Here is a 15623-nt window from a genome sequence, read left to right as displayed (position 1 = left end):
TGTCCGTGCTGTCCGGTGTCGTGGTGGTCCTGGGGTGGGGGCGGTGTCCGCGGTGCCCGCCGCGACCTGGTCATGTCGGTGCGACCTGGTTTCGGATGGTCAGCGGCGCCGGTACTCCTCCCAGGTGCGGATGGTCACCCTCGGACCGTCGTCCGGGCCGCGGCCGGCGAGCCCGTTCAGCCCGAGGTAGTAGTCACCGATCTGGTGCTGGGCCTGGCTGGAGAGGTCGGTGTCGTTGATGGCGGCGGCGTGGACGTGCCATGGCCATGCGGCCTGATCGGGGCTGCGCACCCATGCCGCGAAGCCGACACCCCGCAACGCGCGGACGACCGCGGTGCGCGTGGCGGGAGTCATCCCCTTGACCGAGATGTCCACGACGCCGCCGCCGTCGTGGGTGCCCGCGGAGGTGGGGTCGCCGCCACGGTTGTACGAGCCCTGCAGCAGCACGAGGTCGCGGCCGAGCAGCCGCTTCGCCTCGGCCAGCATGCTCCGCGTGCGCGTGTCGATGACGCCGCCGCCGACGGACACCCGGGCCCCCGGGCCGATGGTGCGGGTGAGGGTGAATCGACCGGCTCCGAGCCTGGTGAGGGACGCCTTGCCCGGCAGGCCGTTGGCCGCCAAGCCGGTGAAGCCGAGCGACTTCTGGTACTTCGCGAAGGCGGCGATCGTCGTGCTGCCGAAGTACCCGTCCACCCACTTCGCGTCGAGCAGGTGCCGGTCGCGCAGCGCCCGCTCGACGAGCAGCACGCTCGCCTTGGCTCCCGGGGTCAGCGCGTCGTCGGATCGCCGCGGGTCGATCTGAGCCGCCTTGACCGTGGCTTCCATGTCCACGCTCGGAAGGGCCCTGGCGTCGGCCGCCTGCGCCGCCGGCATCCCGGACGCCGCGGTCAGGCAGGCGATCAGGGAGGGCGCCACGAGCGCGGCGGCGCGTGAAGGCAGCTTCATCGATTCTCCTGGTTCGGACGGTGAGGGGGTGGTTCCTGCGGAGGAGTCCACCGTCGTGGATCACTCACGCCGTCCGCGAGGGAATCGTGTTGTCAGCCTGTCCGAACAGGCTCCGTACAGGCGTACGCGCCGCCTGACGGGTGATCCGAGGGCACGCCTTCTGCGGCCCTCCGGCCGCTCCGACGGCTGAAACTTTCTCGTTGCACGTCGGAGGTCTTCATCGTCCCGGCGATGCCGGCAGCACGGTCGATCCGACCGCCACCTGCTAATCGATCCGGCGATCTCGGTATCTCTGCTGCGGCGATGACAGGACCCCAGAGGTGTATCGATCGGATGTATTGACGGAGATGGCCGCGCCGCATAGCTTCCCGGCCAGGAAAGCTAACTACCTCGACATCGAAAGTTTCGGTAGCCGGACACGGCCACTCGGGGCCGGGGGCGACCCCCGGACTTCTGGATGCTAACGCGCACAGACTTCGCAGGCACGCCGCCGCTTGGCCGCCGCGGTCAAGCTCCCACCCCCAGGAGGATCGTTGCATTCCCCCCCTCACTCCCGCAGGAAGGCATTGCTCGCCGTGATGGCGGCCGTGCTGGTGACGGTGCCGGTGACGGCGTTGGCATGGGCGGCGGCGGCGTCGCCGTTGGTCAGCGCCTCCTCGGGGCGGTGTCTGAACGTCGCGGGAAACACCGACGCGGCGGGCACCGCCCTGCAGATCTGGGACTGCAACGGGCAGGCCAACCAGGCGTTCGAGTTCACCTCGGCCGGTGAGCTGCGGACCTACAACGGCACGCGGTGCGTGGACGCCAACGCCGGAGGAACCTCGCCGGGCACGAAGGTCGTCATCTGGACCTGCAACGGGCAGAACAACCAGAAGTGGCGGCAGAACGCCGACGGGTCGGTCACCGGCGTGCAGTCGGGTCTGTGCCTGGACGTGAACGGCAACGGCACGGCCAACGGGACCCCGGTCATCCTGTGGACCTGCGGTGGCCAGGCCAACCAGAAGTGGAGCACCGCCGGAGGCGGCCCCAGCCCGACGCCCACCCCGACGCCGACCCCCACCCCGACCCCGACCCCGTCACCCTCGCCGTCGCCGTCGACCAGCCCGCCGCCCGGCACGAGTGCACGGCAGAAGGTCAACTTCAACCGGGGGTGGAAGTTCATCCGTTCGGACGTGACCGGCGCCCAGAACCCGGACTTCGACGACTCCCGATGGGTCCCCGTCGCGTTGCCGCACGACTTCGTCGCCCCCTACAACGTGGGCGGCTCCGCCGGCGGGGCGAGCTTCTATACGGGCGCGGGCTGGTACCGCAAGCACTTCACCGTTCCCTCGTCCTGGAGCGGGAAGCGGGTCGAACTGCAATCCGAAGGCGCGTTCTCGGTCACCGACGTGTGGGTCAACGGCACCAAGATAGGCACGCATCGGGGCGGCTACACGGGGTTCGCCTTCGACATCACCGCCTCTCTCCGTGCCGGTGACAACGAGATATCGATCCGCGTGGACAACCGCTGGCAGGCCGACCTCGCCCCCCGGACGGGCGACCACCAGTTCAGCGGCGGCCTCTACCGCGACGTCTCCCTGAACGTCACCGACAACGTCCACGTCACCTGGTACGGCACCTTCGTCACCACCCCGGCGCTCACCAACCCGACGTGGGACACCGGCAACGCCGCGTACTACAGGAACATCGACCTGTCGCAGTACCCCGGCGACACCGACCTGCGCGCGAACCTCGCCGCCCGCCGTTCCAACGTGAGGGCGCAGACCGAGGTCCGCAACGACGGCTCCGCCGCGGTCGACGTCTACGCACGCCAGGAAGTGCGCAAGCAGGGGTCGAGCACCGTGCTGGCGAGCTTCGACTCGCCCGCCAGGACGCTCGGCGCCGCGGCCACGACGACGCTCGACGCGCTGAGCGGTTCCCTCTCCAACACCTCCGCCATGCTCCAGGGTCTCGATCTCTGGGCGCCGGACAACCCCGCGCTCTACACCGTGACCACCTCACTGGTGGTCGACCGCACCCCGGACGGCGTGGTCAATGACGGCTCCGTGGTCGACGCCTACGACACCACGTTCGGCTTCCGCAGCGCGCAGTGGAAGGTGGACGGCTTCTACCTCAACGGCGCCAAGACGCTGCTCGTCGGGGCGGACGTGCACCAGGACCACGGCGGCTGGGCCAACGCCGTTCCCAACTCCGGATTCGACCGTGACGTCCGCCAGATCCGTGAGGCCGGCATGAACTTCATCCGGGGCTCGCATTATCCCCACGACCCGTCCTTCGCGGACGCCACCGACAGGCTCGGCGTCATGTTCTGGTCGGAGGCCACCTTCTGGGCGACCGCCACCGCCGGCAAGGAGCCCACGCCGACCGGCACCGTCAACGACTACCAGGCGGACGGCTATCCGCAGAAGACGGCCGACCAGGCGGCCTTCGAGCAGAGCGCCATGGACGGTCTCCGCGACATGATCCGCGTCAACCGCAACCACCCCTCGATCATCAACTGGTCCATGGGCAACGAGGTGTTCTTCACCTCCTCATCCACCCTGGGCAACGCCAAGGCGCTGGTGAGCAAGATGCGCGACTACTCCCACCAGCTCGACCCGACGCGCAAGGCGGGGATGGGCGGCGTGCAACGCAACTCGCTCGACCAGCTCTCGGTCAGTGACGTCGCCGGGTACAACGGCGACGGCGGGAAGATCACCAACACCTGGATGCCGAACGTCGTCTCGGAGTACGGCTCCTACACCTCCGACCGGCCCGGCACGTACGACCCGACGTACGGCGACGTCAAGGACCCCTCCGACGGCACCAGGTTCAGGCTCACGACCGGCAGCGCCGGACTGGCGATCTGGGCGGGCTTCGACCACGGCACGATCTTCAGCCCCGCCTACGCCCGGATGGGCATGATCGACTACTACCGGCTGCCCAAGGACCAGTGGTACTGGTACCGGGCCAACAAGTCGAGGTGGTCGAGCAGCACCACTATCGCCGACCCCACGCAGGTCGCCCGCGAACAGTCCACCAGCGGAACGGCGACCCGGATGACCCTGGAGGCCGGCAGGAACTCCTCCACCACCATCACCGATGACGGCACCACCGACACCCAGCTCGTGGTGACGATGCGGAACGCGTCGGGCGCCTGGGTCAACGACACCCGCAACGTCACGCTGACCGTCACCAGCGGCCCGGGCATCCTGCCCGGCGGCAAGTCCTACACCTTCACCCCGAACGTCTCGGCCTTCAACGGCAAGATGGCGATCGAGTTCCGCTCCTTCTACGCCGGCACCACGACCATCACGGCGAAGTCGTCCGGCCTGCCCGACGCCACCATCACCATCACGACCACCGACACCGTCGGAGCGGCGGGCGAGACCGAACCCGCCAACTTCGGCAACTCATCCCTCTGGGGCTGACCCACCCCGCACCGGGCCGTTTCCCCGCGGAAAAGCCGCCGGGAAACGGCCCGGACCGGCCAGACCGGCCGGACATATACGGCCTGCTCCTTCTCGGCTCCTGTGACCAGCACAATAGGCGGAATCGCGCCGGGATCGAGGGCGGTTCCGCTGTGCTGCGGCTGGACGCGAACGCTCTCTCGCAGGTGGGAACCTCGCCCTGCTCGACGGCCATTGTCGCGTTCCAAAAAGTTCCGTTGAGCGCATTGACTCTGGCCGACCCAACGTCGAGCATCAGGGGTCGAGCATCCCGGGGGGGCGTCGCCATCATCGGTTCGTCCCAGCATGGGACGGGGGGGAGCAAACATGTCCGTCATGTCCAGCGAGTCTTCGGCTGGTGCGGCGTTACCCAAGGGCTGGCAGGCCTTCGCCGCCAAGCCCGACGAGACCACGGCCAAGGCCGTCGCCAAGGTGCTGCAGGAGGAGATGAACCCCTCCCAAGCGGACGCCTCCATGAAGCTCATCGCCAAGACGCTGGCCGAGCGTTCGGCGCGCGAGCGCAGCAAGCTGTCACGGCTCATCGCCTCCCAGCTTCGCGGCGACATCGCGCGCGGCTTCGTCAAGGCGTACGCGCGCATCAACACCGGCCACGAGTCCAAGGAGTCGATGGTCGAGTACTTCTACGCGTTCGGCCACCTGGCGACCAGCACGCTCCCCGGCGCGAAGGCGCCGAGCACGACGCCGGTCGGCCTCGACCCGCTGAAGCTCGACCCGGTGAAGGAGCACCTCGCCGCCCTGTCCCTCATCAAGGACACCGACGATTCCAGCATCAAGCGGCACCGGAACAACATCGTGGCCTCGTACTGCGCGTTCGGCATCCAGAACGTGCGGCCCAAGCCGCACATGGTGCCTCTGCTCATCGACTTCTTCGCCGGGTCGACGGGCGGCGTCACCATCGAGACCCAGCGCTACCTCGCCCGCGAGCTGTTCCCCTGGCTGCAGAAGGACCCCATCCCGGCGGACCCCAAGATCCTCACGGCGCTGTACCACGCGGCGCTGATCCTTCCTTCATGGTCCTTCAAGCCCTTCGCCGCACAACTCAAGCTCGACACGATCGGCGACTCAGAACAGGCCCGCCGCCTGCGCGCCCTCGTCGGCAAGACCCTCACGGGTTGACCGCGGCGTGAAGAACGGTCATGACGAGGCCGGCGCCGCCGCTCCGGACGTCAAGGCCGCCTGGACGATGCGGATCGCCTCACTCGTGTCGAGGCCGACGCTGGCGATCACGGCCGCGTAGTCGGCGGCGGCCCGGCGGGCCCGCTCGCGGCCCTCCTCGCCGGCGGCCGACACGAACGAGCCCGCTCGCCCGCGCGTCTCGATCAGCCCGGCCTCCTCCAGCTCACGGTAGGCCCGGCCGACCGTGTTGACGGCCAGACCGAGGTCGGCCGCGAGGTGACGGATGGTCGGCAGCCGGGCGCCCACGGCCAGCGTGCGGTCCTGGATCTGCCGGGCGAGCTGGGCCCGCAGTTGCTCGAACGGCGGCACCGGCGAGGCCGCGTCGATGACGATCATCGGACGCTCATGGCCCGCCGGGCCACCGTCGCGCTCGACGGCGTCCTGGCGCACAGGGCGGCGCATATGGCCACGCCCAGGAGCAGGTAAACCACCGCGGCGGCGCTCCACCACCCGGGCGCGGTGCCGAACAGCAGCACCATGGGCAGCGCCCACTGCGCGCTCGGCGTGGAGAGCTCGCGGGCGTCCTCGACGCGCATGATGACGTCGGCGGTCAGCGACTCCTCGTCCTCCGCCACGACCGGGCGCCGGAGCAGGTGGCGCAGTTGCACGGCGAGGATGGCCGTCACGCCGAGCATGCCGATCAACAGGACGACGGCCAGTCGCCGCACGGCGGGGTCGGGAACGGCCAGGGCGCTCCCGGTCAGCACCATCGCACCGGCGAACGTGGCGACCAGGAAGACGGCGTACGGCCGGCCGAGCACGGCCCGCCAGCCGGGCTGGATCAGATGGGCGGCCCTGCGCGACAGCGTCGCGCCCGCCCGCTGGTCGACGCGCCGCACCCACCAGTCGAGCAGCGACTGTGCCACCAGCAGCCCGGCCACCAGCGCGGACAGGGCCACCAGCGGCAGCGGGCCACGCGACGGGAAGCCGCCACCGGTGAACCCGCCATAGGTCGCGGCGAGCGCACTACCGATGATCAGCACGGCCAGCATGACGCTACCGGCGATACGGGCGCGCCGCCGCGCCGCCAGGCGGCTGGCGAGCAGTGGGGTCGGACGGGCGCCGGCCAGGTCGTGCCGGGCCAGCCACTCGCCCGCCAGTCGCAGATCGGCCGAACGGACCGATGGGCCGGCGTCGGATAACGGTTCACGAGTCACAGCGCCTCCTTTGTCGCAAGGTTTGTATCAAGATGATGCGTCATAGCTTGCGACAAAGTCAACGTCCCGCGCTCGGACGCCGTCCGGACAAAGGAGAAGGCCCGCCCCGGGTTTCCCTGGTGACGGGCCTTCCGGCCGGCGCGGCCGACAGGACTCCAATACCTGACCTTCTGATCCGTGGAGGAACGTCAGCCCGTCCCTGACAGGTCCTTCAGATGGGCGGCGACCTCGTCCGCCTCGGGGACGTCGAGCGCCTGGTAGAGGGCCAGTGCCTGTCGCCAGTGATGGCGGGCCTCATCGATGTCGCCATCGGCCTTCGTGGCGTGGGCGAGGCCGTTGTGGGCGCGGGCCTGCTGGTACCGATCGCCCAGCTGGCCGGCGAGGTCGAGCGCGAGGATGTACTGGTGGCGGGCCTGTTCAGGCCGGCCACCGGCCAGATGTGTCTCCCCCAGGTCGTTGCGGACGTCGATCTCGCCCATGGGATTGCCGATCTCGTGCCAGAGGGCAAGGGAACGGTGGAGATGGTCCACCGACTCGTCGAGATGGCCCTGCCTTCGGTACACCGCGCCCAGGTTGTTCAGCGCCGCCGCCTCGCCGGAGCGGGTCGCGATGTCCCGGGCCACGGTCAACGCCTGCCGGTGATGGTCGAGGGCCTGCTGGTACCGGCCGAGCCGCTGGTGCACGTAGCCGAGCTCGTCCAGCGCGCTCACCTCACCGATCCGATCGCCCAGTTCGCGAGCCAGAGTGAGGGCCCACCGCTGGTACTCGAGGGATCGTTCATAGTGCCCGAGCCGCTCAGCGACCACGCCGAGGTTGCCGAGCGCCCGGATCTCACCGACCCGGTTGCCGATCTTGTCGAACAGGCTGCGAGCCTGCTGGTGGAAGTCGATGGCCTCCCGGTAGCGGCCGGACCGCTCGGCCACCACACCGAGGTTGCCGAGTGCGCGAGCCTCACCGGCAGGGTCGTCGATCTCCCGGGCCAGGTCGAGAGACCGCCGAAGATGTTCCGCCGCCTGGGGGTGCCGGCCCCGACGGAGACAGCCGATGCCGAGGTAGGTCAGCGCATGGACCTCGGCGGCACGGTCGCCGCTGCTGTGGGCGGCATCGCGCGCGTGGGTGTGAGCGGCGACGGAGTCGGCATAGTGGCTTCCGGCATCCAGGTAGCGGAACAGGGTGGTGGCGATGCGGGTGGCGTGGGACGGCCAGCCATGTGCGGCGGCATGACCCGCCGCGGCGATCAGATTCGACCGTTCTTCGTCGAGCCATCCGCGGGCGGCCGCGAGATCTTCCAGAGGCGGAATGGACATGACAGATGGGGGTACGCGTGGCCGGCTGTGCTGTTCGGCCGGGATCAGCAGGTCCATCGCGGCCGAGGCCGTGAACAGGTGGTAGTCGAAAAGGCGGGTGAGAGCGGCGCGGCGGGCGGCCGGGCGATCCTCCTCGTCGGCACGATCGGCGGCGTACGCACGAACCAGGTCGTGGAAGAAGAATCGGCCCGGGACACTCTGCTGCAGAAGATGATCGCCGCATAACTCGTGCAGCCGCCGGCCGGTGGTCCGCACGTCGTGGTCGGTCAACGCCGCGGCGGCGTACGCGTCGAAGTCCTGGCCAGGGTGGACGGCGAGGAGGCGCAGCAGCCGTTGGCGGTCGGGCGACAGCCCCTGGTAGGACAGCCGCAGCGCCATTTCGACGCCGGTGTCCAGCCGATTGTGGCGGTGGCGCGCTTCGAGCCGGTCCGCGTGGTCGGTGACCGTCCAGTCGGCCTTGGCCCGCATGTGCCCCGCCAGCAGGGCCAGCGCCAGCGGCAGGTGCCCGCAGCGACGCGCCACCCTCTCCAGGGCGGCGGGATCGTCCCCCATGGCGACGCCCGGCACGGCCGAGAGGAGGTAGTCCTGTGCCTCGCCGGGCGCGAACACGTCCAGCGTCACCTGCGTCGATCCCGGAAGGGTCGTCAGGCTGCGCCGGCTGGTGACCAGGGCGACGCATCGGGGGTCGTCGGGTAACAGGGGCTCGACCTGCTGCTCGGTGGCGGCGTTGTCCAGTACGACGAGAGTCCGGGTGCCGGCCAGCCGTCTGCGGTAGGCGGCCGCGCGGTCCGCGAGGCGGGGTGGGATGAGCGTGGCCGGCATGCCGAGGAGCCGGAGAAACCCGTCCAGGACCGCATCCGGCTCGGCAGGTGGCTGAGCCGGGTCGGGGTGGAATCCTCGTAGATCCACGAACAACACGTGGTCGAACGGCTCGTCGGCGGCCAGCACCCGGCCCACCTGGAGTGCGAGCTGTGTCTTCCCGACACCGGCCATGCCCTGGATGGCCGAGACGACCGTCGCGCCGGCATTGCCGCCCTGCCGTAGTGACCGTCGAAGCCGGTCGATCTCGGAAGAACGCCCGATGAAACCGGAAACGCTCCCGGGCAAGGTGCCCTGCACTCGTACCTGACGCGCGGCCTGCGTCTCACCGTGGATGACGCGGAGCACCTGACGCCACTGCGCGAGATAGCCGGCATCGTCGTGCAGCGCCTGTACCACCGCGACCAGCAGGTCGTCGTTCACCCGCCGGCGTCCGGGCCGGAAGCAGTCCGCGATGGTGCTCCTGCGTGCCAGCTCACCGGAGGGCCGGCCCGCCGCGAGCCAGGCGGCGTTGATACGGTCCTTGATCACGTTGTACGACGGGTTGCCGGCCCAGATCTTCAGCCGCTGGGCCTTTTCGATCAGTTCGTCCAGTGACCGTGCCTCGCCCGGATCCGGTAGCGGGACACCGTCTGCGGCGGCGGATGTGCGCACCCACTCTCCTCATGACCTCCGCCGCCCCCCCGCGGCGTCCGATCTTCGCAACGGTAGTGCGCGCCTCGGCGCCCGCCAAGTGCGAGCGTCCGGGATCGTCCGGGAATCCGCGCCACGGGCCATCCACCCGCCACCATCGGTGTCGCGCCGGCCGTGCCGGCCGGTGTGAAGGACGACGTCTGGGGCGGATCACCCAGCCCGAACGGGGAGAGAACATGCGACGAAGCATCCGGATCACACGGACGCACTGCCGACGCCGTACGTCGGCGACCTGATGAACGACAATGTGCTGACAGTCAAGATCTGGCGGGGCTGACCTGCCGCACCGGATGGCTCACCGGCCCGCCAGGCGGTGAGCCATCCGCGCGCCCGCCGACGGCTCACTCGGAAACAACACACCAAGTGAAGCCAGGCCGCCACCGCGGCTCGCCTCACGTGACGACACGGCCGGCCCGGCCGTCAGTGGTCGTCCCGGTCAGGCGGAGCAGTTCGACTTGCACGAAAGCCGATTCGGACGGAGCGGCATCGACGTAACTTCCAACGCCAATCGCCTACTTATTGACATCAACAAGACTTCATTGACCAGAGAGGTCGCAGAAAAAGACAGATGACCCCTCGCAGAAATAGGTAAAGTCGGCGCGACCGCACTGCTTGACCATCGAATGGGAACAACATGCGTCCGCACCCTCTGTCACTTGCCCTTCTGCTGTCCTCCCTGACCGTTGCGGCCTGCGGCAGCGGCGAGCCCGAAGGCGCGGACACACCGCAGGAGACATTAACGAGACTCACCGCGTTCATCGCCAACGACAAGGGCGAGGACGCTTGCGATCTGATGTCGCCGGCCGCGCAGGAGTTGTTCGCGCGCGAGAATGAGATGAGCACCTGTGAGCAGGCCGTCAACCTGTTCCACGGCAGGATCACCGATGCGGACGCCTATCGGAAGATGGTTCCCTCCGGCCTCAAGACAGAAGGCGCCAAGGCCGAGGTCAGTGGATATTGCGGCGAAGGATGGACTCTCTCCGCGGGCACAAAGCCATCGGAGACCCCCAACAGGCTGGGAACCTTGACACTGCGCAAGACCGAGAAGGGCTGGCTGATCCACGACTACGTCAGCAGCAGGAGCTACTCAAGCTGCGGCGGGTGAGCCGACACGATCACCTCCGCGACGCCAAACCACCCTCGCGCAACCCCTCGGCCACACCGGCAACGAGCCTAGCAGCGCCGACTCCGACCGCCCCTGGCGCGCCCCAGCACGCGATCATGCCATGACCGAAGGCGAGCGCCGAAGAACCTGCCTTACCTCCATCAGAGCGAACCCCAGCAGGTTCAGTCCGTGCCACGACTCCGGATTCTCGGCTTCCTCGTCGTCGGCCGCCAATCCGATCCCCCATACACGATCGACGGGACTCGCCTCCACCAGCACCCGCTCACCAGTTCCCAGCAGGAACTCCCGCAAGTCGGCATGCTGCTCGAACTACTCCGCCGGCCACCACTGCGACAGACACCCGGCCCCGGCCCCACCGGAACGCGGAGGTCGATGCCCCCAGAACATCAAGTACTTGATCCGCTCACCCCGCTTCGCCACCTCGACCAGTCCAGCCACATCCCGCACATCGACCGCCTCCGCCATGCCCGCACCCTCCCAAATCAGGATGGTTCAAGCCAACACCTTTCCGAGTGATCGCGTACGTCCCGCTTTTCAGGCGGAACAACCACGCTGCTGGCGTACCGCAGACCATGGTCAGAGAGTTGTGACCAACTGTCGAAAGACGCTCCCGTGCGGGGATGTTGCTATCACTGCTGCTGTCAACGCAGCCATGGTCATCCCGTGACGAGGCGTGCGGCAGCCTACCTTGGCCCGCGGAAGATCAGTGGCGGACGGCCGGTCGAGCCGTCCGCCACCCGCCACCGCACCCGTGGAGGAACTCGACGCCACCACACCCTTGTCTCTCTCACCCGCTGCCCTTTCGTGCCGTCATCGACGATGTGCCAGCGCCCGGCCCAGCAGCCGCGCCGCCTTGCGGGGCACCCCCATGCTCTCCGGGATGGTGACTCCTCTGTCATTCAGCATTCCCCAGCACGACAGGTGAAGTCCGTTCTCCCAAGAAGAGACGGCACCCTCGGAAAAGCAGGCGAGAAGACCGCTCCGCAGGGCGGGCGCGTCGGCGAGAAGCCGATCCGAGACGAACAGATCGCCGGGTAACAACGTTTCGGTGTCCTTCATCAGCGTGTGCGTCGTAGGCGTGGAGATTGCGACACCGATTTCTCCGTACAACGGGTCGGCATCCACGATGATGCGGCGCACGAGGTCGACGAAGTCACACCCGCGTTCGCGCGCCCTGCGCAGCTCGGCGCCAGACTGCAACTCCTGCGGAACTCCGAGTGATTTCGCCGCTGTGAGCAGGGAAACGGCGTGATCGTCATCGCGGTCCGCGAAATCGTAGCCGACCACGATGAGACCCGACGGCTTGCGCCGGAAGCCCATCCGGATGGCGCGTTGTCCGGGATCGGCGTCGGAGGCGATGGCCAGCAGGCGGTCCGGCTTCAGGCCGAGCTCTTGGTAGTCGGCTCCGAGATCACTGACCATCTTGAACCCCCGCGCGCGGGGGGCCACCCCTATCACGCCGGTCGGCTCGGCTCCCGCGGCGATCAACGCCACGCACACGCGCGAGAAGAGCGCCCTTTCCCATATTCCGCATAGAGCCCTGCACTCAGATGCGGAGGTTCCGGATAAAGGTCGCTCCTGTCCATCGCCTCACCTTACTTCAGCTGCTCGAGTATTCTGCGAAGCTGCGATTGACGACACGGAGATTCTGGCCGCACGATTCAACGACTCGGGCGTATTTGAATGGCTTAGAGATTGGAGGGGCGCACGAAAACCGCTGCGGTTTCCGCACGACCGATGAGGACTACATCGAGGCGGAGAAGATCGAATGGGAGGTGATAATTCGTTGGGGTAGAGAGATTCGCGAGCAACGCGGGTGGCCTCGTCCCGCTTTCCAGGGAGACCTACGGGAAAGCCAGCCCATTCGCTTCACGGACCTGGAGCGCATCGCGGGGGCGCGCCCTTCGGGGCCGGTATCTTGACGGCGATCACGAAATCCACAGCGGGCCGCTCAGCGTAGTGAACCGTGCCGACCTCGACAATGGAGTCCTTGTATTTGACAGGAGACATGAAGGCGAGAAGTCAATTGAAAACGTCGGACATCTCATTGCTTACTCAGCAAAACTCCTTGATCTTATCTCACACATAACATGTCGTGCTGTGGCAGGTGTAGCCCATAGCTACGACGATCTGTACGAGGTGGGGCAGCTCGGTACCATGACGACTTCTCTTGCTAGTGCTGTGACCGCATAGGTTCGCCCGGTATCCGGGTCAGGCCTTGATCGCCAACCGAGGGCATGTGGAACGCCTCGGCGAAGCGTTGTCGTACCCCCGGTGTAGCGTCCGGGCCGGAGTCGGGTTCATGCTCTGCGGTTAACGGAGGCACGCGGATGACGAGTACGACAGGCGAGCCCGTGGTGGTGGTGTCCCGGCGCATCGGGGCCCCGGCGGAGGAGATCTTCCGGATCCTGGCCGACCCCGGACGGCACCCGGACCTCGACGGCTCGGGGATGCTGCGCGGTGGCGTCTCCGACGCCGTGGTCTCGGGCGTCGGGGACGTCTTCGTGATGCGGATGCATTACGAGCGATACGGCGACTATGAGATGAACAACCACGTCGTCGAGTACGAGCCGGACCGTCGCCTCGGCTGGGAGCCGAGGCCCGGTCGCGGGCACCCGGATGCCACCGCGCCCGGGGCCGCGTGGGGCCACCGCTGGATCTTCGATCTGCTCCCGGACGGAGCCGGGGCGACGGTCGTGACCGAGACCTTCGACGGTTCGCGCATGCCGGAGGACAAACGCGCGGAAGTGGACAGCGGGCGCGCCTGGTGGCAGACGCAGATGGCGAGCACCCTGGAACGCCTCGCCGAACTGTGCGCCGCCCGGTATGCGGTCACAGCACTAGGGAGATCTCGCACCGCGGCTGAGGAGACACGTCCACCTGCCTAAAAGTAGGGTGCCGGCGAAGCAGGTGGCCGCCTGGGGCGGGCAGCAGCGTGGAGGCCCTCCTGCCGACCTACGCCAAGTGCCTCGTGGGTCAAGACGAGACCTCCATGCGCTGGATCAGCGAAGTCCTACGCCCCAGCACACGGGAAGGCATTGGGAAAGACGGGTCGGACGCACCGGATCACCCCCACCCCCCACCCGAGGGTGCCACGGGGTGCCACGCGCAGGGGTAGAGCTATCTCCCACCCCTCGAGGGCGCGGACCGCGAGAGACGACCGGGACAGCATCCCGGGGCATCACTTCCCCAGATGGCGAAGCGATGGACGCAGACCCTCGGCGCTGCAGGGGCACACGCTGTCGTGTATCCCTCCGGCCGGGCACCGCAGTGACGGTGTCGCGATTCGCGGCGTCCCCTTGTGGCGCTTCGCCCCCGGGGGGCGGCGGTTCAGCAGTCGATGGTGACGGAGTAGATGTAGCTTCCGGTGTTCTCGTACTGCTGGCCGGGAGGCACGGAAAGGACGACCTTGCCGCTGCTGTTTCGCAGGTGAGCGGTTCCGTGCCCATAGTTCTTGACGCTGGCGACGCCCACCGGGAAGGACCAGTTACCACATGAGGTCGGTATGTACTCGATGCCGGTCCAGCTCGCCCCCTGCCAGTAAGCACGAGTAGTTTTGCGGGCAGTAGCTGCTGGCGCTGGCCGGCGGCGCGACGGCCACGCCGAGCCCGGCAAGAGCGATGGCGGATGCTACCGCCGCAAGCATCTTCCTCATCGAGATCTCCGTTTCGTCTTGGGCCACCTCGCGCGCATGACCCTCAGCATCGAGAGCATCGCCGGCACCCGGTCGGTGCCTCAACGGCGGCCCGGTCCTGGAGAGGATGACGCCCGCGGCTTGCCACGAGCTGCGGACCGGCCAGCTTCTGCAAGCCCTGCATCGCCCCGATGACCTGCCCGACCTCACCGGCCGCGCCGTCATAAGCGCGGTGAAAGACCGGGATCGCGCCCTCGCCGCTGACCGCGATCCCGGCTTGAACCTGCTTCAGATCCGGCCGCCGGTCCTTGGGGTGGCCGAATCGCGGGCGGGCGAAGGCGGGATCGGCATCGTCGTAGTCGCCGTGCAACGAGATGGAGGTCATGTCCCAGTGCAGGCGCGTCACGTCCAGGCCGAACGCCTCGATCGCGGCCAGCCCGACCGACCCGGCCAGCAGGTCCAGATGCGGCGATGGCATCCAAAGCGCGGCCGATGCGGTCATCGTTGAGCAGATCAGGCTCGATACCGAAGGCCTCGCCCACCGCCCAGGCACGCGCCCACTCCTGCACGTGCACCAGCGGCGCGGGTGAGGTCAGCCGGTTGGCCACCAGCACCTCGATCACCTGCCCATGAGTCAGCTCCGCGACATCCCGCACCGGGCAGGCCGCATCCACCAACTCCCGGATCCGTAACCGCGCACAAAACCCCGCGATAACCGGCAACGCCTCGAGCATCTTCTCGACACTGGCCCCGCCCCACTGCGCACGCTGTCTTACCAGCCAGGTCATACCGAAACAACGATCACCACAGCAACCCAGCGATCTCCATTCAACCCGACCTGCGGAAAACGGGGCTAGCCGCTCTCACTGCCGAACAGCATCCGCTCGTCACGACGTGACAGATGCCTGCGATGTGTTTGAGGCAGCCTGCGTTGCGTCAATAGACGCTCCAGGAATCTGGTCCCGACCATCCTCAAGGTCACACGCAGCTGCTGACCGCGCCCGCATCTTCCTGGCCGACCGCCCACCGTGCGGCGTACACCTTGCGCTGTGGCCGATCACGGTCCACCAGCACTGAGAGGCCGGTCCGGGAGATTAAGTCCGTTCCGCCCGCAGCCCACGGGATCACCCTCACGTAGGGCGTCGCGTACACAATTCGAATCTAAAACGACACGGCCGCGATTCCGGACGACGACAGAATCCGACTTCACAGCGCGCCCGCGGCGCCCCATTGACCGTTCTCCCCGAACGCTGGCACGAGGTTGTCCAGGCGCATCCAATGATGAACGCATGTCGATCCGTAGTATGGGACCGCCTT

At 68.0% G+C, this 15623-nt stretch carries 11 protein-coding genes and 2 pseudogenes; 4 read left to right on the top strand and 9 right to left on the bottom strand.

The genetic code is table 11. The features are described from left to right. Positions 1-99: 99 nt before the first annotated feature. Positions 100-945 (bottom strand): peptidoglycan-binding protein, encoded by an 846-nt coding sequence (locus tag ABZT47_RS20635; RefSeq protein WP_354844186.1) that lies wholly within the window; start codon positions 943-945, stop codon positions 100-102. Between the two features lie 533 nt (positions 946-1478). Between ABZT47_RS20635 and ABZT47_RS20630 the strand changes: the two genes are divergently transcribed. Together ABZT47_RS20630 and ABZT47_RS20625 are read left to right on the top strand one after the other, a co-directional pair. Then, positions 1479-4355, top strand: a complete 2877-nt coding sequence (locus ABZT47_RS20630) for a ricin-type beta-trefoil lectin domain protein (protein WP_354844183.1) — start codon at positions 1479-1481, stop codon at positions 4353-4355. Positions 4356-4709: 354 nt separating this feature from the next. Further along, the gene (locus ABZT47_RS20625; protein ID WP_354844180.1) at positions 4710-5510 is read left to right on the top strand and encodes a hypothetical protein; all 801 of its coding nucleotides are present in this window, start codon (positions 4710-4712) and stop codon (positions 5508-5510) included. Positions 5511-5528: 18 nt separating this feature from the next. Here ABZT47_RS20625 and ABZT47_RS20620 read toward each other — a convergent pair whose 3' ends face one another. From ABZT47_RS20620 to ABZT47_RS20610, 3 genes are all read right to left on the bottom strand, one after another. Then, complete coding sequence (locus ABZT47_RS20620) at positions 5529-5906, bottom strand: GntR family transcriptional regulator (RefSeq protein WP_354844178.1); 378 nt, start codon at positions 5904-5906, stop codon at positions 5529-5531. Then, complete coding sequence (locus ABZT47_RS20615; RefSeq protein ID WP_354844175.1) at positions 5903-6727, bottom strand: hypothetical protein; 825 nt, start codon at positions 6725-6727, stop codon at positions 5903-5905. Before ABZT47_RS20615 ends, ABZT47_RS20620 begins: the two co-directional genes overlap by 4 nt. A gap of 188 nt (positions 6728-6915) precedes the next feature. After that, complete coding sequence (locus tag ABZT47_RS20610; protein WP_354844172.1) at positions 6916-9507, bottom strand: tetratricopeptide repeat protein; 2592 nt, start codon at positions 9505-9507, stop codon at positions 6916-6918. A gap of 673 nt (positions 9508-10180) precedes the next feature. Between ABZT47_RS20610 and ABZT47_RS20605 the strand changes: the two genes are divergently transcribed. Further along, positions 10181-10651: a hypothetical protein gene (locus ABZT47_RS20605; RefSeq protein ID WP_354844169.1), complete on the top strand. Its 471-nt coding sequence runs from the start codon at positions 10181-10183 to the stop codon at positions 10649-10651. A 114-nt stretch (positions 10652-10765) separates the two neighbouring features. Here the strand turns inward: ABZT47_RS20605 and ABZT47_RS20600 are convergent. Together ABZT47_RS20600 and ABZT47_RS20595 are read right to left on the bottom strand one after the other, a co-directional pair. Continuing rightward, positions 10766-11059, bottom strand: a pseudogene (locus ABZT47_RS20600) (NADAR family protein). 423 nt (positions 11060-11482) lie between these two features. After that, positions 11483-12166 (bottom strand): hypothetical protein, encoded by a 684-nt coding sequence (locus tag ABZT47_RS20595; RefSeq protein ID WP_354844166.1) that lies wholly within the window; start codon positions 12164-12166, stop codon positions 11483-11485. Between the two features lie 836 nt (positions 12167-13002). Between ABZT47_RS20595 and ABZT47_RS20590 the strand changes: the two genes are divergently transcribed. Further along, the gene (locus ABZT47_RS20590; RefSeq protein ID WP_354844164.1) at positions 13003-13560 is read left to right on the top strand and encodes an SRPBCC family protein; all 558 of its coding nucleotides are present in this window, start codon (positions 13003-13005) and stop codon (positions 13558-13560) included. Between the two features lie 442 nt (positions 13561-14002). Here the strand turns inward: ABZT47_RS20590 and ABZT47_RS20585 are convergent, their stop codons facing one another. The 3 genes and pseudogenes from ABZT47_RS20585 to ABZT47_RS20575 form a co-directional block, all read right to left on the bottom strand. Continuing rightward, entirely contained in the window at positions 14003-14146 is a 144-nt protein-coding gene (locus ABZT47_RS20585) for a hypothetical protein (RefSeq protein ID WP_354844161.1), read from the bottom strand. A 224-nt stretch (positions 14147-14370) separates the two neighbouring features. Further along, a complete protein-coding gene (locus ABZT47_RS20580) occupies positions 14371-14808 on the bottom strand; it encodes a hypothetical protein (protein WP_354844646.1) in 438 nt (145 codons plus the stop codon). A gap of 13 nt (positions 14809-14821) precedes the next feature. Beyond that, positions 14822-15040: pseudogene (locus ABZT47_RS20575) on the bottom strand (DUF4277 domain-containing protein); the annotation flags it as partial. Between the last annotated feature and the right edge of the window lie 583 nt (positions 15041-15623).

Origin of the sequence: Sphaerisporangium sp. NPDC005289 (assembly GCF_040607455.1) — a bacterium.
Taxonomy (GTDB): domain Bacteria; phylum Actinomycetota; class Actinomycetes; order Streptosporangiales; family Streptosporangiaceae; genus Sphaerisporangium; species Sphaerisporangium rhizosphaerae.
This window is presented reverse-complemented; position numbering and strand designations above follow the sequence as displayed.